Origin of the sequence: Methylobacterium cerastii, assembly GCF_022179125.1 — a bacterium.
GTDB lineage: Bacteria > Pseudomonadota > Alphaproteobacteria > Rhizobiales > Beijerinckiaceae > Methylobacterium > Methylobacterium cerastii.
In genome coordinates this window covers 41745-66974 of the sequence record NZ_BPQG01000068.1, presented here as the reverse complement: position 1 = coordinate 66974, position 25230 = coordinate 41745, and the positions used below count along the sequence as shown (strand labels likewise).

At 71.5% G+C, this 25230-nt stretch carries 20 protein-coding genes and 1 pseudogene; 9 read left to right on the top strand and 12 right to left on the bottom strand.

The window, feature by feature from the left end; translation table 11 throughout:
* The 3 genes and pseudogenes from MFF13_RS20330 to MFF13_RS20320 form a co-directional block, all read right to left on the bottom strand.
* Nucleotides 1-108: pseudogene (locus tag MFF13_RS20330) on the bottom strand (transporter); the annotation flags it as partial.
* 551 nt (nt 109-659) lie between these two features.
* Nucleotides 660-3779, bottom strand: coding sequence for an excinuclease ABC subunit UvrA (gene uvrA, locus MFF13_RS20325; RefSeq protein WP_238272822.1), 3120 nt, complete (start codon nt 3777-3779; stop codon nt 660-662).
* 247 nt (nt 3780-4026) lie between these two features.
* Nucleotides 4027-4278 carry a hypothetical protein gene (locus MFF13_RS20320; protein WP_147754629.1) on the bottom strand — a complete coding sequence of 84 codons (252 nt, stop codon included), beginning with the start codon at nt 4276-4278 and terminating at the stop codon, nt 4027-4029.
* 276 nt (nt 4279-4554) lie between these two features.
* On the opposite strand from MFF13_RS20320, the gene MFF13_RS20315 reads away from it, so the two are divergent.
* Nucleotides 4555-6606: a methyl-accepting chemotaxis protein gene (locus MFF13_RS20315; RefSeq protein WP_147762577.1), complete on the top strand. Its 2052-nt coding sequence runs from the start codon at nt 4555-4557 to the stop codon at nt 6604-6606.
* A gap of 95 nt (nt 6607-6701) precedes the next feature.
* On the opposite strand, the gene MFF13_RS20310 is transcribed toward MFF13_RS20315, so the two are convergent.
* The 7 genes from MFF13_RS20310 to MFF13_RS20280 all read right to left on the bottom strand — a co-directional run bounded on the left by MFF13_RS20310 (nt 6702) and on the right by MFF13_RS20280 (nt 14076).
* Complete coding sequence (locus MFF13_RS20310; protein WP_147752087.1) at nt 6702-8432, bottom strand: L-lactate permease; 1731 nt, start codon at nt 8430-8432, stop codon at nt 6702-6704.
* A gap of 190 nt (nt 8433-8622) precedes the next feature.
* Entirely contained in the window at nt 8623-10044 is a 1422-nt protein-coding gene (locus tag MFF13_RS20305) for a pyruvate dehydrogenase complex dihydrolipoamide acetyltransferase (RefSeq protein ID WP_147762578.1), read from the bottom strand.
* A 4-nt stretch (nt 10045-10048) separates the two neighbouring features.
* Nucleotides 10049-10684, bottom strand: coding sequence for a Uma2 family endonuclease (locus MFF13_RS20300; protein ID WP_147762579.1), 636 nt, complete (start codon nt 10682-10684; stop codon nt 10049-10051).
* A 14-nt stretch (nt 10685-10698) separates the two neighbouring features.
* A complete protein-coding gene (locus MFF13_RS20295; protein WP_147752090.1) occupies nt 10699-10974 on the bottom strand; it encodes a DUF5076 domain-containing protein in 276 nt (91 codons plus the stop codon).
* A gap of 60 nt (nt 10975-11034) precedes the next feature.
* Nucleotides 11035-12486: a pyruvate dehydrogenase complex E1 component subunit beta gene (locus tag MFF13_RS20290; RefSeq protein WP_147752091.1), complete on the bottom strand. Its 1452-nt coding sequence runs from the start codon at nt 12484-12486 to the stop codon at nt 11035-11037.
* 67 nt (nt 12487-12553) lie between these two features.
* Nucleotides 12554-13618 carry a pyruvate dehydrogenase (acetyl-transferring) E1 component subunit alpha gene (gene pdhA / locus MFF13_RS20285; protein ID WP_147752092.1) on the bottom strand — a complete coding sequence of 355 codons (1065 nt, stop codon included), beginning with the start codon at nt 13616-13618 and terminating at the stop codon, nt 12554-12556.
* Between the two features lie 146 nt (nt 13619-13764).
* A complete protein-coding gene (locus MFF13_RS20280; protein WP_147752093.1) occupies nt 13765-14076 on the bottom strand; it encodes an FtsB family cell division protein in 312 nt (103 codons plus the stop codon).
* 187 nt (nt 14077-14263) lie between these two features.
* On the opposite strand from MFF13_RS20280, the gene dinB reads away from it, so the two are divergent.
* From dinB to MFF13_RS20265, 3 genes are all read left to right on the top strand, one after another.
* Nucleotides 14264-15340: a DNA polymerase IV gene (gene dinB / locus MFF13_RS20275; protein WP_373322587.1), complete on the top strand. Its 1077-nt coding sequence runs from the start codon at nt 14264-14266 to the stop codon at nt 15338-15340.
* A gap of 115 nt (nt 15341-15455) precedes the next feature.
* On the top strand, nt 15456-16334 hold the full coding sequence (locus MFF13_RS20270; protein ID WP_147752095.1) for an SDR family oxidoreductase: 879 nt from the start codon (nt 15456-15458) through the stop codon (nt 16332-16334).
* A 108-nt stretch (nt 16335-16442) separates the two neighbouring features.
* Nucleotides 16443-16742, top strand: coding sequence for a hypothetical protein (locus MFF13_RS20265; protein WP_147752096.1), 300 nt, complete (start codon nt 16443-16445; stop codon nt 16740-16742).
* Between the two features lie 341 nt (nt 16743-17083).
* On the opposite strand, the gene MFF13_RS20260 is transcribed toward MFF13_RS20265, so the two are convergent.
* Together MFF13_RS20260 and MFF13_RS20255 are read right to left on the bottom strand one after the other, a co-directional pair.
* Nucleotides 17084-18247 carry an iron-containing alcohol dehydrogenase gene (locus MFF13_RS20260; RefSeq protein WP_147762584.1) on the bottom strand — a complete coding sequence of 388 codons (1164 nt, stop codon included), beginning with the start codon at nt 18245-18247 and terminating at the stop codon, nt 17084-17086.
* Nucleotides 18248-18386: 139 nt separating this feature from the next.
* The gene (locus MFF13_RS20255) at nt 18387-19295 is read right to left on the bottom strand and encodes a LysR family transcriptional regulator (protein ID WP_147827952.1); all 909 of its coding nucleotides are present in this window, start codon (nt 19293-19295) and stop codon (nt 18387-18389) included.
* A gap of 155 nt (nt 19296-19450) precedes the next feature.
* On the opposite strand from MFF13_RS20255, the gene MFF13_RS20250 reads away from it, so the two are divergent.
* The 5 genes from MFF13_RS20250 (at nt 19451) to MFF13_RS20230 (ending at nt 25218) form a co-directional block, all read left to right on the top strand.
* Nucleotides 19451-20947 carry a CoA-acylating methylmalonate-semialdehyde dehydrogenase gene (locus MFF13_RS20250; protein ID WP_147827953.1) on the top strand — a complete coding sequence of 499 codons (1497 nt, stop codon included), beginning with the start codon at nt 19451-19453 and terminating at the stop codon, nt 20945-20947.
* Nucleotides 20948-21156: 209 nt separating this feature from the next.
* On the top strand, nt 21157-22299 hold the full coding sequence (locus MFF13_RS20245; protein WP_147827954.1) for an acyl-CoA dehydrogenase family protein: 1143 nt from the start codon (nt 21157-21159) through the stop codon (nt 22297-22299).
* Nucleotides 22299-23399 (top strand): enoyl-CoA hydratase/isomerase family protein, encoded by a 1101-nt coding sequence (locus MFF13_RS20240; RefSeq protein WP_238272821.1) that lies wholly within the window; start codon nt 22299-22301, stop codon nt 23397-23399. Before MFF13_RS20245 ends, MFF13_RS20240 begins: the two co-directional genes overlap by 1 nt.
* Before the next feature lie 89 nt (nt 23400-23488).
* The gene (gene mmsB, locus MFF13_RS20235) at nt 23489-24391 is read left to right on the top strand and encodes a 3-hydroxyisobutyrate dehydrogenase (RefSeq protein WP_147827956.1); all 903 of its coding nucleotides are present in this window, start codon (nt 23489-23491) and stop codon (nt 24389-24391) included.
* A gap of 2 nt (nt 24392-24393) precedes the next feature.
* Nucleotides 24394-25218 carry an enoyl-CoA hydratase gene (locus tag MFF13_RS20230; protein ID WP_147827957.1) on the top strand — a complete coding sequence of 275 codons (825 nt, stop codon included), beginning with the start codon at nt 24394-24396 and terminating at the stop codon, nt 25216-25218.
* Nucleotides 25219-25230: the final 12 nt, after the last annotated feature.

Sequence of the window (25230 nt, the reverse complement as noted above, 5' to 3'; positions counted from 1 at the left end):
CAGGCCGACCTGCTCGCCGGGGATCGTGGTGGTCTGGGCGAAGGCTTCCGTCGCGGTCACGCCGACCGAAAGCATCACCGCTGCTGCGGCAAGCCAGTTCTTGATCATTTTCTCGTTCCTTCCCAAGGATTTCCGCGCTTCGTCCCGCCGCCTCTGCACTACCTTGCCGGTCTGCCGTCTGCGCGGCTCCCGTGCGAGATGTGCCAAGCGCCCCCTACGAAGCCGGCCCGTGTCTCAACGCTGATAACTATTCTACAGAGCGTCGGCGAAAGACAGTGGAATGCCTCGAATCTGATCAGCGAGAGCCGAACCGTTGCTCAAATGCCGCAATCTTGTCGCGGCGCAACAGTGACCGGAACCCAGCGGACGGGATCGCTATCCGGCAGAATAGCGCATGCCGTTCAGCGCCTTGGCGGAGGAAGCGGAGCGGGAGGATTCGGCAAGGCGGGCGGGACGGTTCGCCCGGGCGCCGACGCGGTCCGAGGCCTTCGACTGCGCCGCGAAGGCCTCGATCGAGCCGCCGGACCGTGCCCGGACGCGTGCGGCCGCCGCGCCGCCCGCCGAATCGTGCGCGGCGCGGCGCGGCCACTCGGCAGATCTTGCCGACCGCTTCCGGCATTCGGCGGGGGCGGCGGCGCGCCCCGTCGCTTACGGCGCACCTACTCGGCGGCGGGCTGCGCGACCGCCCCGCGGGACGCCGGCGGCTTCCCGGCCGGGCGGCGGGCGAGCACGTCGCGCAGGAAGCGCCCGGTATGGCTCGCCTTCGACGCGGCGATCTGCTCGGGCGTGCCTTCGGCCACCACCACGCCGCCGCCGTCGCCGCCCTCCGGCCCCATGTCGATCACCCAGTCGGCGGTCTTGATGACCTCGAGGTTGTGCTCGATCACCACGACGGTGTTGCCCTGGTCGACGAGCTCGTGGAGCACCTCCATCAGCTTGGCGACGTCGTGGAAGTGCAGGCCGGTGGTCGGCTCGTCGAGGATGTAGAGGGTGCGCCCGGTCGAGCGCTTCGACAGCTCCTTGGAGAGCTTCACCCGCTGCGCCTCGCCGCCCGACAGGGTGGTGGCCTGCTGCCCGACGCTGACGTAGTCGAGCCCGACGCGCTTCAGGGTCTCCATCTTCTCGCGGATCGTCGGCACCGCCTTGAACAGGTCGGCGGCCTCCTCGACGGTCATGTCGAGCACGTCGGCGATGGACTTGGCGCGGTACTTCACCTCCAGCGTCTCGCGGTCGTAGCGCTTGCCCTTGCACACGTCGCAGGTGACGTAGACGTCGGGCAGGAAGTGCATCTCGATCTTGATGACGCCGTCGCCCGAGCACGCCTCGCAGCGGCCGCCGCGCACGTTGAACGAGAACCGCCCCGGCTGGTAGCCGCGGGCCTTGGCCTCGGGCAGGCCGGCGAACCAGTCGCGGATCGGGGTGAAGGCGCCGGTATAGGTCGCCGGGTTCGAGCGCGGGGTGCGCCCGATCGGCGACTGGTCGATGTCGATGACCTTGTCGAGGTGCTCCAGGCCTTCGAGCCGGTCGAACGGCGCCGGGTGCTCCAGCGCGCCGTTCAGGCGCTTGGCCACCGCCTTGTAGAGCGTGTCGATGATCAGCGTGGACTTGCCGCCGCCCGAGACGCCGGTGACGCAGGTGAAGGTGCCGAGCGGAATCTCGATGTCCACGTTCTTCAGGTTGTTGCCGCGGGCGCCGAACACGCCGAGCTTGCCCTTGCGCCCTTTGCGCCGCGCCGTCGGGGTCCGCACGGACTTCTCGCCGGTGAGGTACTTGGCGGTGAGCGATTCGGGATGCGCCAGGACCTCCGCGGGCGTGCCCTGCGCGATGATCCGGCCGCCGTGGATGCCGGCGCCCGGCCCGACGTCGACGACGTAGTCGGCCTGGAGGATCGCGTCCTCGTCGTGCTCGACCACGATCACCGAGTTGCCGAGGTCGCGCAGCCGCTTCAGCGTGCCGAGCAGGCGCTCGTTGTCGCGCTGGTGCAGGCCGATCGAGGGCTCGTCGAGCACGTAGAGCACGCCGGTGAGGCCCGAGCCGATCTGCGAGGCCAGCCGAATGCGCTGGCTCTCGCCGCCCGACAGCGTTCCCGAGCCGCGGGCCAGCGTCAGGTATTCGAGGCCGACGTCGACGAGGAAGGACAGGCGGTCGCGGATCTCCTTCAGGATCCGCACCGCGATCTCGTTCTGCTTGGCGGTGAGCCTGGCCGGCAGCTCCGAGAACCAGCGGTGGGCCTCGCTCACCGAGAGCGCGGTGACCGCGCCGACATCCTCCATCGCGACCTTGACGGCCAGCGCCTCGACCTTCAGCCGCTTGCCGCCGCAGGCGGCGCAGGGGGTCTCGCTCATGAAGCGCGAGATCTCGTCGCGGGCGGCGTCGCTCTCGGTCTCCTTGTAGCGGCGCTCCAGGTTCGGGATCACGCCCTCGAACGGCTTGTTGACGGCGTACTTGCGCATGCCGTCGTCGTAGTCGAAGCGGATCGTCTGCTTGCCCGAGCCGTAGAGGATGATCGCGCGGGCCGCCTCGGGAAGCCGCGACCAGGCCGTGTCGGTCTTGAAGCCGTAATGCCGGGCCAGCGCGTCGAGCGTCTGCCCGTAATAGGGCGAGGTGGACTTGGCCCAGGGGCCGATGGCGCCGCGCTTGAGGGTGAGCGCCTCGTCGGAGATCACCAGCTCGGCGTCGATCCGCATCTCGTGGCCGATGCCGCCGCAGGTCGGGCAGGCGCCGAACGGGTTGTTGAAGGAGAACAGCCTCGGCTCGATCTCGGCGATGGTGAAGCCCGAGACCGGGCAGGCGAAGCGCGACGAAAGCGTGATCTTCTCTCTGCTCTCGCCCTCGGGCACGTCGGCGAACTCGATGTCGGCGATGCCGTCGGCGAGCTCGAGCGCGGTCTCGAAGGAATCGGCGAGCCGGGCGGCGATGTCGGCCCGCACCACGATCCGGTCGACCACCACGTCGATGTCGTGCTTGAGCTTCTTGTCGAGCTTCGGCACGTCGTCGATCGGGTAGTACTCCCCGTCGATCCGCAGGCGCTGGAAGCCCTTCTTCTGGAACTCGGCGATCTCCTTGCGGTACTCGCCCTTGCGGCCGCGGACGACGGGCGCGAGCAGGTAGAGCCGGCTCTTCTCGGGCAGCGCCAGGACGCGGTCGACCATCTGCTGGACCGTCTGGCTCTCGATCGGCAGGCCGGTGGCGGGCGAGTACGGAATGCCGACGCGCGCCCAGAGCAGGCGCATGTAGTCGTAGATCTCGGTGACGGTCCCCACGGTGGAGCGCGGGTTCTTCGAGGTGGTCTTCTGCTCGATCGAGATCGCCGGCGAGAGCCCGTCGATCTGGTCGACGTCGGGCTTGGACATCATCTCCAGGAACTGGCGCGCATAGGCCGAGAGCGACTCGACGTAGCGGCGCTGCCCCTCGGCGTAGATCGTGTCGAAGGCGAGCGACGACTTGCCCGAGCCCGAGAGCCCGGTGAACACCACGAGCTTGTCGCGCGGGATCGTCAGGTCGACGTTCTTGAGGTTGTGCTCGCGCGCGCCGCGCACCGAGATCACCCGCCGGTCGCGCTCGGCCGGCGTCTCGCGGTCGAACAGGCGCTCGAGCTTCGCGTCGATGCCGGCCTCGGCCTCGACGGCCGGGTTCGCCTTCGCGGGCTTCCCGGCCGCCGGCGCCTTGGTTGCGGGGGGCTTCGCTGCGGAAGTCGTCGCTGCGGAAGTCTTGCCGGCAGGCGTCTTCCCGGCGGAGTTCTTCCCGGCGGGCGTCTTGGCGGCGACGGCTTTGGCCATGGCGGGGGCGGTCTTTCGAGGCGTCGACGCGGGCGGGATCCGGCGATCGCGAATGCGACCGCCGCGCCGGGTCATGTCGTCCGTCCGAAGCCTTCGGCAAGGTGCGGCGGGCGGGACGCAGGCCCGGCATGCTTGCGCGTCTGCTAGAACGAAACGCGTACGCGGGCAACTCGCCAGCCGTTCCGGGCCGCCGCCGCGCACGCCACGCCCGCCTGGGCCCGGCGCCGAGGCGTGGCCGCTTCCCGGCTTACTGCATCGCCTTCGTCATCGCCTCGGAGGAGGAGGCCTTCGGGTTGGCCTTGCAGTAGGCGCGCATCTTGGCGTCGAGCGCGGAGGCCTGGGGGTCGGCGGCGATCATCGCCTTGTCGGCGGGGCTGAGCGAGGCCTGCGCCTGCGCGTCGGCCTTGAGATAGTCGGCGCAGCTCATGTCGCCGGTCTGGGCTTGGGCGGCGGCGAGGCCGGCGATCAGCAGGCTCGCTGCGAGGAGGGTACGGGTCATGATCGCCTCGGAGTTGGACGGACCCGGAACCGTCGCGCGGTCGCGAGCGACTCCTCCGTAGGACGACACCGCACCCGGCGTCCGTCGCCGACCTTGCCCAGGCGTCCGGAAAGCATGACGGCCCGTCCCAAACCGGCCTGCCGGACTGAGGAAGCCTGCGGTTGTATCGATTGGTGTGCTGAAATATCGAGCTGATCTTAGATTGCAACCGCCTGTTTACCACCTGCGGCTTTATCATTTGTCAAAGCCTTGTGCGAATGAAGGATTGGCAAGCGGATGACGACCGGTGTTCTGATGTCCTTGCGCGGCCGCATCGTGGCGGTCGCGCTGGCACCTTGCCTCGCCTTCGCCGCGGTGGCCGGGGTCGCGATCGCGGACCGGATGGCGCAGCGCGCCGAAGTGGTCCAGGTCGAGGACCTGGTCGGCCTCGCCTCGCGGATCAGCGCCTTCGTCCACGAGGGCCAGCGCGAGCGCGGCGGCTCCAGCCTGTTCCTCGCCTCGAAGGGCACGCAGTTCAAGGCCGAGCTCGTCGCCCAGCGCGCGCGCACCGACGCCGCCCGCCAGGGCCTGGCCGCCGCCGTCACCGCCGGCGCGGCGGCCTACGGCCCCGCCTTCACCGCCCGGGCCGCCGCCTTCGCGCAGGCGCTCGAAGGCCTCGACGCGCAGCGCGGCGGCGTCGACGCCCTGCGGCCGACGGCGCCCCAGGCGGCCGCGGCCTACACCGTCGTGATCGGGGAAGGCCTCGGGCTGGTCCGCGCGATGTCGGGCGTGATCGGCCATGTCGGGATCGCCAACCACGCCGCGTCCTACGCCGCCTTCCTGACGATGAAGGAGTATGCCGGCCAGGAGCGCGCCGCGGCCTCCGCCGCCTTCGCCTCCGGCAGCCTCGACCTCGCCGGGACCCGCCGCCTCGCGACGCTCCTGGCCGACCAGGCCACCTACGAGACCCTGTTCCGCTCGCGGGCGGAGCCAGCCCAAGGCGCCCTGCTCGACGCCAGCGAGGCCTCCGCCCCGGCGCAGGAGGTGGCGCGCCTGCGCAAGGCCGCCCTCGACACCATGCCCGGCGAGCCGCTGGCCTTCCGCGACGCCCCGCTCTGGTTCCGCCTCGCGACCCAGCGCATCGACGGCCTCAAGGCGGTCGAGGACCGCCTCACCGCCGACCTCACCGCGGAGGCCGGCGGCGTCCGCGCGCTCGCCGAGCGGGCGCTGGCGATCTGGTCGGGGGCGGCGCTCGCGATCTTCCTGCTGTCGGGCGCCCTCGCCTTCGCCCTCGGCACCGCGGTGGCCCGGCCGCTGACCCGGATGTCGCGGGCGCTCACCGCCATCGGCCGCGGCGACGACGCCGTGGAGATCCCGCAGGGCGGCCCGAACGAGGTCCGCGCCATCGCGGCCGCCGCCGTCGAATTCCGCGAGAACGTCGCCGAGCGCCGCCGCAGCCGCGCGGTCCAGGAGCGGATGTCGGCCGACGCCGAGGCGGCCCGCCGCGCCGCCGCACTGGAGCTTGCCGACGGCTTCGAGGACCGGGTCGGCGGCATCGTCGAGGCGGTCTCGGCGGCCGCGACCCAGCTCGAGGCGGCGGCGCAGGGCATGTCCCGGGCGGCCGAGGACGCCTCGTCGCTGAGCCGGCAGGTCGCCCACGCCTCGCACGAGGCGGCGCTGTCGGCCGACACCGTGGCGGCGGCGACCGAGGAGCTCTCGGCGTCGGTCGCCGAGATCGGCACCCAGGTCACCGCGTCGGCCGACCTCGCGGCGGCGGCCGAGCGCGACGCCGAGGGCATGGCCGGCGAGGTCCGGCGCCTCGCCGCCGCGGCCGGCAGCATCGCGCAGATCGTCGGGCTGATCTCGCAGATCGCCGACCAGACCAACCTGCTCGCCCTCAACGCCACCATCGAGGCGGCCCGCGCGGGCGAGGCCGGACGCGGCTTCGCGGTGGTGGCCCAGGAGGTGAAGTCGCTGGCCGGCCAGACCGCCCGGGCGACCGAGGAGATCACGACCAAGGTCGTCGAGATCAGCGCCTCCACCGACGCCTCGGTCCAGGCGATCACCGGGATCACCGACGTGATCCGCCGGCTGGCGCGGATCGGCGGCGACATCGCCGCCGCCGTCGAGGAGCAGGGCGCGGCGACCGGCGAGATCGCCCGCACCACCGCCCAGACCTCGGCCGGCACCCGCGCGGTCTCGGAGCATATCGGCGGCGTCAGCGAGGCGGCCGGCACCGCCAGCTCCGGCTCCGCCCAGGTGCTCGCGGCGGCGAGCGCCCTGTCGAGCCAGGCGGGCGACCTGCGCGGCGCCGTCGATCACTTCCTGGCCGGCGTGCGGGCGGCCTGAGGCCCGCCCGGCCCTGCTCGGAGCCGCCAAAGGAAAAGCCCGCCCCCTCGTCGAAGGGGGCGGGCTTTCTTCGTTTCGGGAGCCCGCGTCGGCGGCTACGGAACGTGGATCACCATCGCGGTGAAGGGATGCACGTAGGCCTGGAGCATCACCAGGCCGCCGACGAGGCAGGCCAGCGCGATCGAGTGCCAGAACACGAAGCGCAGGATCTTGCCCTCCTGGCCGAAATAGCCGGTGGCGGTGGAGGCGACGACGATCGACTGGGCGTCGATCATCTTGCCCATCACGCCGCCCGACGAGTTCGCCGAGGCCATGAGCACGCCCGAGAGCCCCAGCTGCTCCGAGGTGATCTTCTGGAGCCCGCCGAAGAGGACGTTCGACGCCGTGTCCGAGCCGGTCAGCGCGACGCCGAGCCAGCCGAGCAGGGTGCCGAAGAACGGGTAGAGGATGCCGGTTCCGGCGAAGGCTAGGCCGAGCGTCGCGTCGACGCCGGCGTAGCGGGTGAGCACGCCGAGCGCGAGCATCGCCGCGATGGTGACGAGCGAGTAGCGCAGCACCCAGATCGTCTCGACGTAGGCGGTGACGAGGCGCAGGGGCGAGAACCGCATGATCGCGCCGGAGATCAACGCCGCGATCAGCACGCCGGTGCCGGTGTAGGACATGTAGGTGAACAGGAAGACGGCGCCCTCCGGGTGGGCCTTGGCCACCACCGGCGGCACCTTCATGATCACGTTGTGCAGGCCCGGCACCTCGTACTTCCAGGTGAAGATCGGGTTCACGATGGCCTTGAACCAGCCGGTGCCCCAGATCGCCACGACCACCGACAGGATGACCCACGGCAGCCAGGCGAGCGCGATCTCCGACGACGAGGCGGTGCGGCCGGTGGAGACCGGCGCGCGCGGCAGGTCGGACGGGACGCCGGCGCCCAGCGCCACGGGCCGGGGCTCGCCGTAGCCGATCGACGGGTCGTTGCCGCGGAGCGCCGGCGAGGTCCAGATCGCGGCCGGCTTCCAGACCTTCAGGAACAGCACCAGCGCGCCCATCGCCGCGATCGAGGCGCCGATGTCGACGATCCACGGGTTGACGTAGTTCGAGATGCCGAACTGGGCCGCCGCGAAGGCGCCGCCGCAGATCAGGATCGCCGGCCAGACCTGGATCATGCCGCGGAAGCCCGCGAACACCCAGATCAGCCAGAACGGCACGATCAGCGAGAACACCGGCAGCTGGCGGCCGATCATCGCGCCGAGCACGTAGGGGTCGTAGCCCGTCACCGAGGCCAGGCCCTGGATCGGGGCGCCGAGCGCGCCGAAGGCCACCGGCGCGGTGTTGGCGATGAGCGAGAGGCCGGATGCGGCCAGCGGCGAGAAGCCGAGCCCGATCAGGATCGCGCCGGTGACCGCCACCGGCGTGCCGAACCCGCCCGCGCCCTCGAAGAAGGCGCCGAAGGCGAAGGCGACGAGCAGCAGCTGCAGCCGCCGGTCGCTGGTGATGCCGGCCACCGATTGCTGGAGGGTCGCGAACCACCCCTTCTCCACCGTCAGCCGGTAGAGGAAGATGACGTTGAGGATGATCCAGCCGATCGGGAAGAAGCCGGTCACCATCCCGAGCAGGGAGGCGCGGGTCGCGAGGCCCACCGGCATGCCGAAGGCGACGACGGCGATGGCGAAGGCCAGGATCAGGGCGAGGACGGCGGCGACGTGGGCCTTGACCCGGCCGCTGGCGATCATGGCGAGCAGCGCGATCACCGGCACGGAGGCGGCGAGCGTCGACAGCCACGGGTTGCCGAACGGATCGTAGACCTGATTCCAGGTTTGGACGGGTTCCACGGGCGTAGTCCTCCGATGGCCCGGGTTGATCCGCGGGCCGTTGGAGGCGGTGCTAGCAGAGCGGCGAATCCGGCTCAACGCCGAGAGATAATGTATTCAGAAGGTGTTGCGCGCCGGTTGCTCGTTCAGCGGGACCCTGTCGCCCGGGCGGCGGGACCCGGCCGCGCGCGGATGCGCGGCCGGTCCGTCCTCAGACCAGCATCCCCATCGGGCTCTCGATCAGGCCCTTGAAGGCGGCGACCAGCTCGGCCCCGAGCGCCCCGTCGAGCACGCGGTGGTCGCAGGAGAGCGTCGCGGTCATCACCTGGGCGACGGCGGGGGCGCCGTCCTTGACCACGATCCGCTTCTCGCCGGCGCCGACCGCCAGGATCGAGGATTGCGGCGGGTTGATCACCGCGGTGAAGTGCTTGATCCCGAACATGCCGAGGTTCGACACCGAGGTGACGCCGCCCTGGTACTCCTCCGGCTTCAGCTTCTTGGCGCGGGCGCGAGCGGCGAAGTCCTTCATCTCGTTGGAGATGGTGGACAGCGTCTTCTCGTCGGCCCGGCGGATGACGGGCGTGAACAACCCGCCGTCGATCGCCACCGCGACGCCGACCTCGGCGTGCTTGAAGCGCAGCACCCGGTCCTCGGCCCAGACCGCGTTGGCCATCGGCACCCGGGTCAGGGCGAGGCCCATCGCCTTGATGACGAAGTCGTTGACCGAGAGCTTGAACAGCGGCTTGCCGTCCTTGTCCTTGGCCGCGCTCTTGTTGAGCTGCTCGCGCAGCGCCATCAGCGCGTCGATCTCGCAATCGACGGTCAGGTAGAAGTGCGGCGCCACCTGCATCGCCTCGGTGAGGCGCTTGGCGATGGTCTTGCGCATGCCGTCGAGGGGCACTTCCTCGTAGCTGTCCTTGGCGTAGAAGCCGCGGACCTGGTCGGTGGTGAGGCCGGCGGCCCTGGTCGCGGGCGCCGTGGCGGGCGCAGCCTTCGGCGCTGCGGCCTCCGGCGCCTTCGCGGCCGCTTGCGGGGCCGCCGTGGGGGCCACCTTGCCGGTGCCGGCCGCCTTGGCTGCGCGCACGTCGCGCTCGATCACCCGGCCGCGCGGGCCCGAGCCCTGGACGGCGGAGAGGTCGATCCCCTCCTGCTTGGCGATGCGGCGGGCCAGCGGCGAGGCGAAGACGCGCTCGCCCGAGCCGCCCTGCGGGGCGGCGTCCGCCTTGGCGGCGGGCTGGGCCCCGTCCGGGGCCTCGTTCACCCGCGCGTAGGACATGTGCCCGCCGCCGGGCGTGGCGTTCTCGTTCGCCGACGACGCGTCGGCCTTGGGCGCCTCCGCGGGGGCGGCGGCAGGGGCCGAGCCGCCCGCCTGGACCCCGGCCGGATCCTCGCCGTCGATGGCGATCACCGCGATCAGGTCGTTGACCGGCACGTCCGCGGTGCCCTCGGGCACGACGATACGCGCGAGCACGCCCTCGTCGATCGCCTCGACCTCCATGGTCGCCTTGTCGGTCTCGATCTCGGCGAGCACGTCGCCCGACTTGATCGCGTCGCCCTCCTTCTTGAGCCACTTGGCGAGGTTGCCCTTCTCCATCGTCGGCGAGAGGGCGGGCATCAGGACGTTGACGGGCATGGCTTCAGGTCTCGTCCGTGGGCAGGGAGGGAGCGTCGGGTTCGGCGCGGGGATCGGCGAAAGGGTCGGCCGAGGGGTCGGCGAAGGGAAACAGGTCGTCGAGCGGGAACGGAACCGCGTCGAAGGGCGGCAGGGCCACGGTCTCGCCGCGCGCCACCGTGCCGAGCAGCAGCCACTGGGAGCCGGCGAGCGCGAAGGCTTCGAGCACCCCGTCGGCGGGATCGAGCAGCCACAGGTGCCCGACGCCGGCCTCCGCGTAGATGCGGCGCTTCGGGCCGCGATCGAGCCGCGCAGTGGCCGGCGACAGGATCTCGCAGACCCAGTCCGGCACGGTCTCGACGAAGGCGGTTTTGGGCTCGGCCGGCAGCCGCTCGCGGCGCCAGCCGGCGAGGTCGGGGACCACCACCTGCACGCCGAGGTGGAGTTCGGGCTCGACCATGAAGATCCAGCCGCCCGGCCCGCCGCGCCCGCGGCCGAAGGGTGCGTTCAGCTCCGTGGCCAGGCCCACCGCCGCCATCGCATGGCGCGGCCGCGGCCGCGGATGCGTCTCCAGCGACCCGTCGACGATCTCGGCCACGCGATCGGCCGGAACGGCCTCCAGGTCGGCATAGGTGGCGACACGCAGTGCGGGCTCGGCCATGCGCTCGGGCCCCGCTAGTTCAGGCCGCCGGGATCGAGGCCCTCGGCCTCCCACCCCGCGCGGATGCGGTCGAACGCCTCCTCTTCCGACATGTCGGTTTCCAGGGCGTAGGCGCGGGCCGCCTGCCGGGCGAGGTCGACCATCAGGCGGCCCCAGGTGGCGGGGTCGTCGAAGGACCGGCGCAGCGCCACGCTGACGGCCCCGTCGACCACGGCCGCGCGCAGCACCTCGATGCCGCCCTGTTCCAGGGCGTCGGGCGGGATCTCGAGGGCTTGGAAGGATTCACTCATACCACGTCATGACCCGTCGATCGGCCCGGTTCCGCCCTCAGGCGCGAAGGCGGATCGCATTCACCGGTAGCAGACGGCCTTGGCCGCCTCGACGACCTCGGCGACGTTGGGCAGCGCCAGCTTCTCGAGGTTGGCCGCGTAGGGCATCGGCACGTCCTTGCCGGTGACGCGCAGCACCGGCGCGTCGAGGTAGTCGAACGCGTCGACCATCAGGCGGGCCGAGATCTCGGCGCCGATGCCGCTCTGCGGGAAGCCCTCCTCCACCGTGACGCAGCGGCCGGTCTTCTTCACCGATTCGAGAACCGTCTCGGTGTCCATCGGGCGGATCGTGCGCAGGTCGATCACCTCGGCCTCGATGCCCTGGTCGGCCAGGATCTGCGCCGCCTTGAGGGCGTAGGTCATGCCGATGGCGAACGAGACGATGGTCACGTCGGTGCCGGCGCGATGGATGCGGGCCTTGCCGATCGGCAGCACGAAGTCGTCGAGCTTCGGCACCGGGAAGGTCTGGCCGTACAGGATCTCGTTCTCGAGGAAGATCACCGGGTTCGGGTCGCGGATCGCGGCCTTGAGCAGGCCCTTGGCGTCGGAGGCGGTGTAGGGCGCGATCACCTTCAGGCCGGGCACGTTCGAGTACCACGCCGAATAGTCGTGGCTGTGCTGGGCGCCGACGCGGGCTGCCGCGCCGTTGGGGCCGCGGAACACGATCGGGCAGCCGAGCTGGCCGCCGGACATGTAGAGGGTCTTGGCCGCCGAGTTGATGATGTGGTCGATCGCCTGCATGGCGAAGTTGAAGGTCATGAACTCGACGATCGGCTTCAGGCCGGACAAGGCCGCGCCGACGCCGATGCCGGCGAAGCCGTGCTCGGTGATCGGGGTGTCGACCACGCGCCGCGCGCCGAATTCCTGCAGCAGGTTCTGCGTGACCTTGTAGGCGCCCTGGTACTCGGCGACCTCCTCGCCCATGACGAAGACGTCCTCGTCCCGGCGCATCTCCTCGGCCATGGCGTCGCGAAGCGCCTCGCGCACGGTCATAGTCACCATCTCGGTGCCGGCCGGGAACTCCTCCATCACCGGCGCGGCGGCCTTGTTGGTGATCACGGCGGGCGCGGCCGGCGCACGGGGCGCGTCGTCGCCGGTCTTGGCGGTGGGCGCCGGCGCCGGGGCGAGCCCTTCCGCCTGCATGTCCGGCGTCGGGGCGGGATGGCCCTCGGCCGGACCCTTCGGCTTTCCGCCGCCGCCCCCGGAGGCCGCGGCCGCCGCGACGTCCTCGCCCTCGCCGGCGATGATCGCGATCGGGGTGTTGACGGCGACGCCCTCGGTGCCCTCGGCGACCAGGATCTTGGCGAGCGTGCCCTCGTCGATCGCCTCGACCTCCATGGTCGCCTTGTCGGTCTCGATCTCGGCGAGCACGTCGCCCGACTTGATCGCGTCGCCCTCCTTCTTGAGCCATTTGGAGAGCTTGCCCTCCTCCATGGTCGGAGACAGGGCGGGCATCAGGATGTCGGTCGCCATGAAGGGTCTCTGATCGGTGAGGCGGGCGGGGCGGCCTTGAAGGGGGCGTCGGAGAGGCGGCGCGCCCTCAGGCGCGCGCGTCCAGCAGGATGTCGGTCCACAGCTCGGACGGATCCGGCTCGGGATCGTGGGTCGCGAACTCGGCGGCGTCGGCGACGGTCTCGCGGACCTTGGCGTCGGTGGCCTTCAGCTCGGCCTCGGCGACCCCGTGCAGCTCGATCAGGCGCTTGCGCACCATCTCGATCGGGTCGTGCTCGTCGCGCATCTTCGAGACCTCGTCCTTCGTCCGGTACTTGGCCGGATCGGACATCGAGTGGCCGCGATAGCGGTAGGTCTGCATCTCGAGGATGTAGGGGCCCGCGCCGGTGCGGGCGTGCTCGATCGCGCGCTGCGCCGCCTCGCGCACGGTCCGCACGTCCATGCCGTCGACCTGCTCGCCGGGGATGCCGAAGGAGATGCCGCGCCGCGAGAAGTCCGTCTGCGCCGAGGCGCGGGCGACCGAGGTGCCCATGGCGTAGCGGTTGTTCTCGATCACGTAGACCACGGGCAGCTTCCACAGCTGCGCCATGTTGAAGCTCTCGTAGACCTGGCCCTGGTTGGCCGCGCCGTCGCCCATGTAGGTCAGGCTGACCTTGCCGTTCTTGCGGTAGGCGTCGGCGAAGCCGAGGCCCGTGCCGAGGGAGACCTGCGCGCCGACGATGCCGTGCCCGCCGAAGAACTGCTTCTCGCGGCTGAACATGTGCATCGAGCCGCCCTTGCCGCGGCTGTAGCCGCCGCGGCGGCCGGTGAGCTCGGCCATCACGCCCTTCGGGTCCATGCCGCAGGCGAGCATGTGGCCGTGGTCGCGGTAGCCGGTGATCACCTGGTCGCCGTCGACCGAGGCCATCTGCATGCCGATGACGACCGCTTCCTGGCCGATGTAGAGGTGGCAGAAGCCGCCGATCAGGCCCATGCCGTAGAGCTGCCCCGCCTTCTCCTCGAAGCGGCGGATCAGCAGCATCTGGTGGTAGGCGTGGAGGTCTTCCTCGCGGGTGAATTGCGGCGCGTTGGGAGCGGGCTGGTGCTCGGCCGCCACGGCTTCCGGCGCCTCCGCGGCAGGGTTGGGCTGCCCCGCATCTTTCGCGGCATCCATCGGCGTGCTCCCGTGCTGGCGTCTCTTCCCTGTCGGTTTAGGACACGCGCCCCGGGAATGCGAGGGCCTACGCTCTGACAGGTTCCGGCCGTTGTCAGGCGCTTCGGAGCTTCGCGGGAAGGGCCGTTCGGGCGTCGAAGCGCCGTTCAGGGATCGATGACGACCACGTCGTTGGCGTGGACCCGGCCGAGGACGACGCGGGCGCGCTCCTCCAGCAGGTCGCGGTCGATCTGCTCGCTGCGCAGCAGCGCGACGCGGTGCTCCCAGGTCGCCCGCTCGGCCTTGGCGGCCGCGAGGTCCCGGGTCAGCCCGTAGGCCTGGATCTTGAGGGCGCGCTTGGCCTCCAGGCCGCGGTTGCCGTTCTCGGCCTGATACACGAAGTAGCCGACCACCAGCCCGGACAGGGTCCAGAGGCTGAGGGGCAACACGACCATTCTGACGCGGCGACGGACGACCATGCCGCGACCATCGGCGGCGAGGGTTAACAAAGCCTTTGCCGCGCCGCCCGATCGCGCGCTCGGCGGTGGACGGTGGCACACCTGCGGGTTGAACCGACCTCCGGGGTGCGGGAAGATCGGAACAAAGGTCGAACATCGATCCGCCTGCGATCGCGCTGCGGACGGATCGCTCAAACGGGACAGCGCAGTGACCGCCCCGGTGCGAAAAGTCATCCACGTCGACATGGACGCGTTCTACGCCTCCGTCGAGCAGCGCGACGACCCCGCCCTGCGCGGCCGGCCGGTGGCGGTCGGCGGCTCGCGCGAGCGCGGCGTGGTCGCGGCGGCGAGCTACGAGGCGCGGGTCTTCGGGGTGCGCTCGGCGATGCCCTCGGTGACCGCGCGCCGGCTCTGCCCGGACCTGGTGTTCGTGCGCCCGCGCTTCGAGGTCTACCGCGGCATCTCCGAGGAGATCCGCACGGTGTTCTCCGAGCACACGCCGGTGATCGAGCCGCTCTCCCTCGACGAGGCCTACCTCGACGTCACCGAGAACCTGCAGGGGCTGCCGACCGCCACCCTGGTCGCCCGCGCGATCCGTGCCGCGATCCGCGAACGCACCGGGCTCGTGGCCTCGGCCGGCGTCTCGTACAACAAGTTCCTGGCCAAGGTGGCCTCCGACTACCGCAAGCCCGACGCGCTGTTCGTGATCACCCCGGAGATGGGGCCGGCCTTCGTCGAGGATCTGGCCATCGGCCGCTTCCACGGCATCGGCCCGGTCACGGAGACGAAGATGCGCCGGCTGGGCATCCACACCGGCCGCGACCTCAAGGCCCGCTCGCTGGAGGAGCTGACCGCCATCCTCGGCAGCGCGGCGCCCTACTACCACGGGGTGGCGCGCGGCATCGACGAGCGCCCGGTGCGGGCGCACCGCATCCGCAAGTCGATCGGCGCCGAGAACACCTTCTCCGACGACAGCGCCGACCTCGACGTCCTCGCGGAGCGCCTCGCGCCGATCCTCGACAAGGTCGCGGGCGCCTGCGCCGCCAAGGGCCTGCGCGGCCGGACCGTGACGCTCAAGGTGAAGTTTTCGGACTTCGCGCAGGTGACCCGGGCGCGCTCGCTGGCCTCGCCCGTCGGCGACCGGGCGAGCCTGGAGGCGATCAGCCTCGGCCTGCTGCGCGACCTCTACCCGCTCCGGCGCAGCGTGCGGCTGCTCGGCGTCGCGCTCTCGGCCCTCGACCACGGCGAATCCCCGGAGCCGCTGCAGCTCGGCCTGGCGATCTGACGGCCCCCGCCGAGCCGCCGGGGGCGCAGTCATCGGGTCGCGGTCATCGGGTCGCGGGTCCTTCGCCGGCGCCCCGCCCTACCTGGGTGGAGAACGACAGCGACAGCAGGCAGCCATGACCGACGACCCCCGCGAAGCCGGAGCACGGCCCCCCTTCCCCGGCGACCAGCAGCAGGCGCGGCCGGGATTGTCTTCGCGGATGACCCCCGCCCCCGACCACGGCGAGCACAGCTACGTCGGCAAGGGCCTGCTGACCGATCGCGTCGCCCTGATCACCGGGGGCGATTCCGGGATCGGCCGGGCGGTGGCGATCGCCTACGCCCGCGAGGGCGCCGACGTGGCGATCTCGTACCTGCCCGTCGAGCAGACGGACGCCGAGGAGACGAAGGCCTGGGTCGAGCGGGCCGGCCGCCGCGCCCTGCTGCTGCCGGGAGACCTGCGCGAGGAGGCCCATTGCCGCGACCTCGTCGCGCGCACGGTCGCCGAATTCGGGCGCCTCGACATCCTGGTCAACAACGCCGCCGCGCAGACCGTCAACGACGGGCTCGACGACGTGACGGCGAAGGACCTCGAAGGCTCGTTCCGCGCCAACGTCTTCGCCATGTACTACCTGTGCCAGGCGGCGGTGCCGCACATGAAGCCCGGCTCGGCGATCGTGAACTCCACGAGCCAGCAGGCCAAGGTCGCCGACAAGACCATGCTGATCTACGCCGCCACCAAGGGGGCGATCGCCAGCCTGACGATCGGGCTGTCGAACCTGCTGGCGCCCAAGGGCATCCGGGTGAACTGCGTCGCGCCCGGCCCGGTCTGGACGCCGATCCAGCCGATCGTGAAGAGCCCGGAGCAGATCGCGTCGCTGGGGTCCGAGACGCCGCTCGGCCGCGCCGGCCAGCCGGCCGAGCTGGCCCCGGCCTACGTGCTGCTGGCGTCGCGCGAGGGCAGCTACATGTCCGGCGCGCTCGTGCCCGTCACCGGCGGCACGCCGATGTACTGAGCCGCGACCCCGCCGACCGGAACGGTCCGCGGCGCCTGCGATTGACGGCGGAACCCCCCAAGGGGCCGAATTGAGGGGCCGAACCGCCCTGCCACAGGAGCCGGAACCATGTCGAAGACCATCGCCGCCACGTTCGAGACCCGCCGCGACGCCGAGATGGCGGTCGAGCACCTCGTCCAGGAGCACAAGATCGACCGCAAGGCCGTGACCATCGCGCCGGTCTCGGACGAGAACAGCGCCGGCACCGAGACCGCCGGCGCCGACATCGAGGACGGCCGCGTCGCGAAGACCCACACCGACGGCGAGCCCAAGCTCGCCGGCCGCCTCAAGGTCTCGGCCGACGTCGACCCGTCGCTCGCCGACAAGGTCGAGACCTCGTTTGCGACCTACGGCGGCAAGGCCGCCTGAGCCGGCACGCCGCACGACGCCGTCCCGCGATCCAACGGGCGACCGCTTTATCCGGGAAGGCGCGGGGCCCCCTCTCCCCGCGGGCGGGGAGAGGCCCGCACCGACCTCGTCGTCGGTGCGGGAAGCGAAGGCGAAGCCGAAGCGGCGGTGAGGGGGGCCGACGGAGGAGCCTCATTCGGCTCGGCCCCCTCACCCTCGGCAGCCGCCTCGCTTCGTCGACGACGAGGTCGGCAAAGCCCTCTCCCCGCAGGCGGGGCGAGGGGATGCGCGCCGACCGTTCAGCCGGAAGCGGAGACGCGTGGGCACGACGGCTCGCCGCACCCCTGCCCCGGCTGGGCCGCTCAGGCGGCCCAGACCTGGCGGTACAGCGTCGCGATGGCCTCGATCTCCGGCACGACCGGGTTGTTGCCCGGCGAGCCCGAGGCCAGCGCCTGCGCCGCCATGGTCGGGATCAGCCCGTTCCACCTTGCCTCGTCGATGCCGTAATCGCCCGGCGTCGGCACCTGCAGGTCGTCGTTGAGGTTCTGCAGCTCGGCGATCAGGCGCGAGACCGCGCGCGCGTCGTCGTCGGTCTCGCGCGCCACGCCCATCGCCCGGGCGCAGGCGGCGTAGCGGCCGGGCGAGCCGGGCGCCGAGAACGCGGTGACGGCCGGCAGCAGCATCGCGTTCGAGAGCCCGTGCGGCACATGGAAATGCGCGCCGATCGGCCGGCTCATCCCGTGAACGAGGGCCACCGAGCTGTTCGAGAACGCGATCCCCGCCTGGGTCGCGCCGAACATCATCGCCTCGCGCGCACCGCGGTCGCCCGGATCGGTCCAGACCCGACGCAGGTTCGGTGCGATCGCCCGCATCGCGGCGAGTGCGAACCCGTCCGAGAACGGGTTGGACTTGCGCGAGACGTAGGCCTCGATCGCGTGCGTCAGCGCGTCGATGCCGGTGTCGGCGGTGAGCCGGGCGGGCTTGCTCAGGGTCAGCTCGTAGTCGACGAGCGCGGCGACCGGCAGGTAGGCGAGGCCGGCGCAGAGCATCTTCTCGTCGGTGGCCTCGTCGGTGACGATGGTGAAGCGCGTCGCCTCCGAGCCGGTGCCGGCGGTGGTGGGGATCGCCAGGATCGGCAGGCCGGGCGCCTCCTGGCTGTGCGGCGCCTTGTAGTCGCGCATGTGCCCGCCGTGGCGGGCCAGCACCGCGACCGCCTTGGCCGTGTCCATCGGGCTGCCGCCGCCGAAGCCGACGACGCAATCGTGGTCGCCGGCCTTGAGCGCCGCGAGCGCCGCCTCCACCGAGGCGACCGTCGGGTCCGGGACGGTCTGCGAGAACAGCCCGGCCTGGATGCCGGCCGCCGCCAGCCGCTCGACGAGCCGCCCGGCCCGGCCGCTGTCGGCGAGGTAGGGATCGGTGACGACGAACGGCCGCGACAGCCCGAGCTGCCCCAGGACCTCCGGCAACAGCCCGCACGCGCCGGCTCCGATCCGCATCAGCCGCGGCAGGGCGATGGCGCTGATCATGGCGTTGGATCCGTCTTCTCGAGGGACGCGGGCGGCGCGGGGGCGCGCGATTGAACCCATCATACGCAAGGCAGGCTAGCGGTTGCGCAGGCGCCAGGACAAGCCCGTTCGGAACGGCCGGCGCGACATCCGGCCCGCCTTATCCCGCCCGCGAGAACAGCGCCTGCGCCGCCTCGACCGCCCCGACGATGAACGCCGCCACCTCGCGGATGTGGGCGGCCTGCCGGTGGTCCTCGTGGATGTGCATGTGGAAGGCCCGCGTCAGCGACAGCGCGTCCGGCAGCACCGGCACGAGCCCCGGATGGGCGGCGGCGATGAAGCCCGGCACGATGCATAGCCCCGCGCCGGCCAGCGTCGCGTGGACCTGGGCGAGGAGGTTCGTCGAGCGCAGCCGCGCCGAGGCGCCCGGCCCGATCACGTTGAGGTAGTTGAGTTCGCGGGCAAACAGCATGTCCTCGATGTAGCTGACGAACGGATGCCGCCCGAGGTCGGCCACCGTCCGGATCGGCTCGGCCGCGTCGAGGTAGCCTTTCGACCCGTAGACGAAGAGCCGGTAGTCGGTGAGCCGGCGCGTCACCACCCGCGCCTGCTGCGGCGCCGACAGGCTGACGACGATGTCGGCCTCGCGCTTCGACAGGCTGAAGATCCGCGCGGTCGCCATGATCTCGACCTCGAGCCCCGGATGGGCTTGCGTCAGCCGGTGCATGCGCGGGGCGAGGAACACGCTGCCGAACCCGTCCGGCGCGCCGATCCGCACCGTGCCCGAGACGCTCCGCCCCGTCCCGCCGGAAGCCGACCCCGAGACGAAGGCGCTCTCCATCGCCTCCGCCGTCCCGAGCAGCGCCTCGCCGGCTTCCGTGAGCGCGTAGCCGAGGTTGCTCTTGTGGAACAGCCGCCGGTCGAGCCCCTCCTCCAGCGCCAGGATGCGCCTTGCCACCGTGGTGTGCTCGGTGCCGGTCTGCACCGCCGCGGCCGTCAGCGTGCCGGTGCGGGCGACGGCGAGGAAGTAGCGCAGGTCGTCCCAGTTGCGGGTCCGCTTGAGGCTCACGGGCGGGGTCCGATCCGGCTGCGTTGTGCATCGATGCACACCGGCTGCGAGCAGGTCCAGCTTTATCGCCCGATCGACGCTGCTATGGTCCGTCCAAAATCCGGTCGCGTTCGCGCAAGCCGGTCCTGAGGAAACGAAGCTAAGGAGAGGCGCGCATGCGCACGATCGGGCATTTCATCGGCGGCAAGGCCGTCGAGGGCACCAGCGGCCGGTTCGCGGACGTGTTCCTTCCCTCCACCGGCGAGGTCCAGGCCCGCGTCGCGCTGGCGAGCCGCGCCGAGCTTCGCGCGGCGGTCGAGAACGCCCGCGACGCGCAAGGGGCCTGGGCGGCCACCAACCCGCAGAAGCGCGCCCGCGTGATGATGCGCTTCCTCGAGCTGATCCGCGCCGAGATGGAGCCGCTGGCTGAGCTGCTGGCCTCCGAGCACGGCAAGACGGTGCCCGACGCCAAGGGCGACATCCAGCGCGGCGTCGAGGTGGTCGAGTTCGCCTGCGGCATCCCGCACCTGCTGAAGGGCGAGTACACCGAGGGCGCCGGCCCCGGCATCGACGTCTACTCCCTGCGCCAGCCGCTGGGGGTCGTGGCCGGCATCACGCCGTTCAACTTCCCCGCCATGATCCCGCTGTGGAAGTGCGCGCCGGCCATCGCCTGCGGCAACGCCTTCATCCTCAAGCCGTCCGAGCGTGACCCCGGCGTGCCGATGCGCATCGCCGAGATCTTCCTGGAGGCGGGCCTGCCGCCGGGCATCCTCAACGTCGTCAACGGCGACAAGGAGGCGGTCGACGCCATCCTCGACGACGAGGACATCAAGGCGGTGGGCTTCGTCGGCTCCTCGCAGATCGCCGAGTACATCTACGTCCGCTCCGCCCAGACGGGGAAGCGCGCCCAGTGCTTCGGCGGCGCCAAGAACCACATGATCATCATGCCGGACGCCGACATGGGCCAGGCCGTCGACGCGCTGATCGGCGCCGGCTACGGCTCGGCCGGCGAGCGCTGCATGGCGATCTCGGTCGCCGTGCCCGTGGGCGAGGGCACCGCCGACCGGCTGATGGAACGGCTGATCCCGCGGGTGGAGAGCCTGAAGATCGGCCCCTCGCACGATGGCTCGGCCGATTACGGCCCGATGGTCACCGCCGAGGCGGTGGCGCGGGTGAAGGGCTACATCGAGACCGGTGTGAGGGAAGGCGCCGAGCTCGCCGTCGACGGCCGCGGCTTCACCCTGCAGGGCTACGAGAACGGCTTCTACATGGGCGGCTGCCTGTTCGACCGCGTGACGCCGGACATGACGATCTACAAGGAAGAGATCTTCGGGCCGGTGCTCTCGGTGGTGCGGGCCAAGGATTACGAGGAGGCGCTGGCCCTCCCCTCGACCCACCAGTACGGCAACGGCGTCGCGATCTTCACCCAGGACGGCGACGCGGCGCGCGACTTCACCGCCAGGGTCAACGTCGGCATGGTCGGCGTCAACGTGCCGATCCCGGTGCCGATCGCCTACCACACCTTCGGCGGCTGGAAGCGCTCGGGCTTCGGCGACCTGAACCAGCACGGGCCGGACTCGATCCGCTTCTACACCAAGACCAAGACCGTGACCCAGCGCTGGCCCTCGGGCATCAAGAGCGGCGCGGAGTTCTCGATCCCGACGATGCGCTGAACCACGACACGCCCCCTCTCCCATAGGGAGAGCGTTGGGGTGAGGGGTATGACGCCTCAGACCTGAGTCCGCCATCGACGCGCGTTCAGGCCGCGCCTGATCTGGCTCCGTCATACCCCTCACCCTGTCCCTCTCCCTACAGGAGAGGGGACCCGCGCCTCATCTGCCGGGCGCGGGGCTGCAGCAGCGGCACGACGAAAGGCCACCCGATGACGTTCGGCCTCACTGAAGACCAGGTCGCCATCCGGGAGATGGCCCAAGACTTCGCGCGCGAGCACATCGCGCCGCACGCCCTCGATTGGGACGCGCGCAAGCACTTCCCCGTCGAGACTTTTCGCGCGGCGGCGGCCCTCGGCATGGCCGCGATCACCATCCGCGAGGATGTCGGCGGGTCGGGCCTGAGCCGCGTCGACGCCAGCCTGATCTTCGAGGCGTTGGGCCAGGGCTGCCCGACGGTGGCGGCCTTCCTCTCGATCCACAACCTGTCCTCCTGGATCATCGACGCCTTCGGCAGCGAGGCGCAGCGCCGGCGCTGGCTGCCGTCGCTGACCCGGATGGACACGATCGCCAGCTACTGCCTGACGGAGGCCGGCTCGGGGTCGGACGCCGCGGCGCTCCGCACCCGCGCGGTGCGCGACGGCGACGACTACGTCCTGACCGGCGAGAAGCAGTTCATCTCGGGCGCCGGCGCCAGCGACCTCTACCTCGTCATGGCCCGCACCGGGGCTGAGGGGGCGAAAGGCGTCTCGGCGATCCTGGTCGAGAAGGGCACGCCCGGCCTCTCCTTCGGCGCCGACGAGCGCAAGATGGGCTGGAACGCCCAGCCGACCCGTGCCGTGCGCTTCGACCAGTGCCGGGTGCCGGTGGAGAACCGCCTCGGCGCCGAGGGCGAGGGCTTCCGCTTCGCCATGGCCGGGCTCGACGGCGGGCGCCTCAACATCGCCGCCTGCGCGCTCGGCGGCGCGCAGTCGGCGCTGGACCGCACCCTCGCCTACCTGCAAGACCGCCGCGCGTTCGGCCAAAAACTCTCGGACTTCCAGGCGCTGCAGTTTCGCCTCGCCGACATGGCGACCGAACTCGAGGTCGCCCGCGCGTTCCTGCGCCATGCGGCCGCCGCCCTCGACGCCAAGGCGCCGGAGGCGACCAAGCTCTGCGCCATGGCCAAGCGCCACGTGACGGACGCCGCCTTCCACGTCGCCAACGAGGCGCTCCAGCTCCACGGCGGCTACGGGTATCTCGCCGAGTACGGCATCGAGAAGATCGTCCGCGACCTGCGCGTCCACCAGATCCTGGAAGGCACCAACGAGATCATGCGGGTGATCATCGCCCGCGCGCTGCTCGGGGGGCGCTGATGTCGGACATCCTCGTCGAGCGGACCGGCGCGCTCGGGCGCATCCGCCTCAACCGGCCGAAGGCGCTGAACGCGCTGACCCACGGCATGGTCGGCGCAATCGACGCGGCCCTCGACCGGTTCGGCGCCGACCCGGGCGTCGCCGCGATCCTGCTCACCGGCGAGGGCGCGCGCGGCCTCTGCGCCGGCGGCGACCTGCGCTTGCTCTACGAGAGCGCGGGTCCAGGCTTCGCCGAGGACTTCTGGCGCGACGAGTACCGCCTCGACGCCCGCATCGCGCGGCTCGAAAAGCCGTTCGTGGCGATCATGGACGGGATCACCATGGGCGGCGGCGTCGGGCTGTCGGGCCATGCCCGCCACCGCGTCGTCACCGAGCGCTCGCGCATCGCCATGCCGGAGACCGGCATCGGCTACCTGCCCGACGTCGGCGGCACCTGGCTGCTGCCCCGCGCGCCCGGCGAAATCGGGACCTATCTCGGGCTGACCGGGGCACAGATGGGGGCCGCCGACGCGATCTTCGCGGGCTTCGCCGACGCCCTCGTGCCGGCCGCGGCCCTGCCCGGCCTGGTCGACGCGCTCGCCGCCCTCCCCCAAGGGGCAAAACAAGAGGCCGGACATGCCGCCGTCCGGGCGGCGATCCACGCGCGCGCCGTCACGCCGGAGCCAACCCCGCTCGGGGAGGCGCGGGCGCTGATCGACGCCTGCTTCGCCTTCGACCGCGTCGCGGACATCCTGGCGGCGCTCGCCGCCGACGGGTCCGAGTTCGCGACGCGGACGCGCACGACGCTGCTGGAGAAATCCCCGTCGAGCCTCGTGCTGACGCTGCGTCTGCTGCGTCTGGGCCGCACGTCCGCACGGCTGGAGGACTGCCTGGAACGCGAGTTCCACGCCTCGCTGGCGCTGCTGGCCGAGGGCGATTTTCGCGAGGGCATCCGCGCCGCCGTGATCGACAAGGACAAGACGCCGCGCTGGTCGCCGACGACGCTCGATGCGGTCGACCTCGAACGGATCGAGGCCTGGCTGGCCCCTCGGGCGGCCCCGGTCTTTCCGGTGCCGGCCGACGCTTCCCGCCCAGCCCCCGCATCCCGAGGCGCCCGCTGACGCGGCACCTCGGGATGCGGGCGGAGGATTAGGGCCACGAAACAAGATGCGACGCGGAGCACCGCGCGCGAGACACGACCGGAGGAGCCATGACCACGACGCCCCAAACCATCGCCTTCGTCGGCCTCGGCAACATGGGCGGCCCGATGGCGGCCAACCTCGTCCGGGCCGGGCATTCGGTGCGCGGGTTCGACCTCGCCCCGGCCTCGCTGGAGACCGCGAAGGCCGAGGGGATCGGGATCGTCGGCTCGGTCCTGGAGGCCGTGGACGGCGCGGCCGTGGTGGTGACGATGCTGCCGGCCGGGCGGCACGTGATCGAGGTCTGGTCGCAGGTCGTCGAGGCGGTTCCCGCCGGCACGCTCCTGATCGATTCCTCGACGGTGGACGTCGCGAGCGCCCGCCAGGCCCACGCGCTCGCCGAGGCGCGCGGCTGCTGGGGCGTCGACGCGCCGGTCTCCGGCGGCACCGGCGGCGCCAAGGCCGGGACGCTGACCTTCATGGCCGGCGGCGCGGAGGAGGCCTTCGCCGCCGCCGAGCCGATCCTGAGGCGCATGGGCAAGAGCGTGTTCCATTGCGGCGCGGCGGGCGCCGGCCAGGCCGCCAAGATCTGCAACAACATGATCCTCGGCATCTCGATGATCGGCGTGTGCGAGGCCTTCGCGCTCGGCGAGAAGCTCGGGCTCTCGCAGCAGGCGCTGTTCGACGTGGCCTCGGTCTCGTCCGGGCAGTGCTGGTCGCTCACCACCTATTGCCCGGTGCCGGGACCGGTGCCGACCTCGCCCGCCAACACCGGCTACAAGCCGGGCTTCGCCGCCGCCCTGATGCTGAAGGACCTGCGGCTCGCCCAGGAAGCCGCGGCGGCCGCCGGCGCCGCGACGCCGCTCGGCGCCGAGGCAGAGCGGCTCTACGCGACGTTCGGCGAGGCCGGCCATGGCGGCGAGGACTTCTCGGCGATCATCCGGATGCTGCGCGGACCGAGCGAGGAGGCCTGACCATGCAAGACCATTCGACCGGGCAAGACCATGCGACCGGGCAAGACCATGCGACCGGGGATTCGACGATCCTCACCGAGACGCGGGGCCGCGTCCGCCTGATCACCCTGAACCGGCCGAAGGCGCTGAACGCGATCAATGCCCAGCTCACCCGCGAGCTGATCGCGGCGGCGAGCGCCGCCGACGCCGACCCGGGGATCGGCTGCATCGTGATCACAGGGTCGGCCAAGGCCTTCGCCGCCGGCGCCGACATCAAGGAGATGCAGAGCGCCACCTATGCCGAGATGTATGCCGGCGATCGCTTCGCCGACTGGGAGCGCTTCACCGCCCTGCGGATTCCGATCGTCGCGGCGGTGGCGGGCTTCGCGCTCGGCGGCGGCTGCGAGCTCGCGATGATGTGCGACCTGATCCTGGCCGCCGACACCGCCCAGTTCGGCCAGCCGGAGATCAAGCTCGGCGTGATGCCCGGCATCGGCGGCAGCCAGCGGCTGACCCGGTTCGTCGGCAAGGCCAAGGCGATGGAGATGTGCCTGACCGGCCGGATGATGGATGCGGCCGAGGCCGAGCGGGCCGGCCTGGTCTCGCGGGTCGTCCCCGCCGACGGGCTGGTGGAGGAGGCGATGCGAGTCGCCGAGACCATCGCCGGCATGTCGAAGCCGATCGCGATGATGACCAAGGAGGCGGTCAACCGCGCCTACGAGACCACGCTCACCGAGGGCGTCCGCTTCGAGCGCCGCGTGTTCCACGCGATGTTCGCCACGCAGGACCAGAAGGAGGGCATGGCCGCCTTCGTCGAGAAGCGCGCGGCCAAGTTCACGCACGGGTAGGGCCGCCATCCC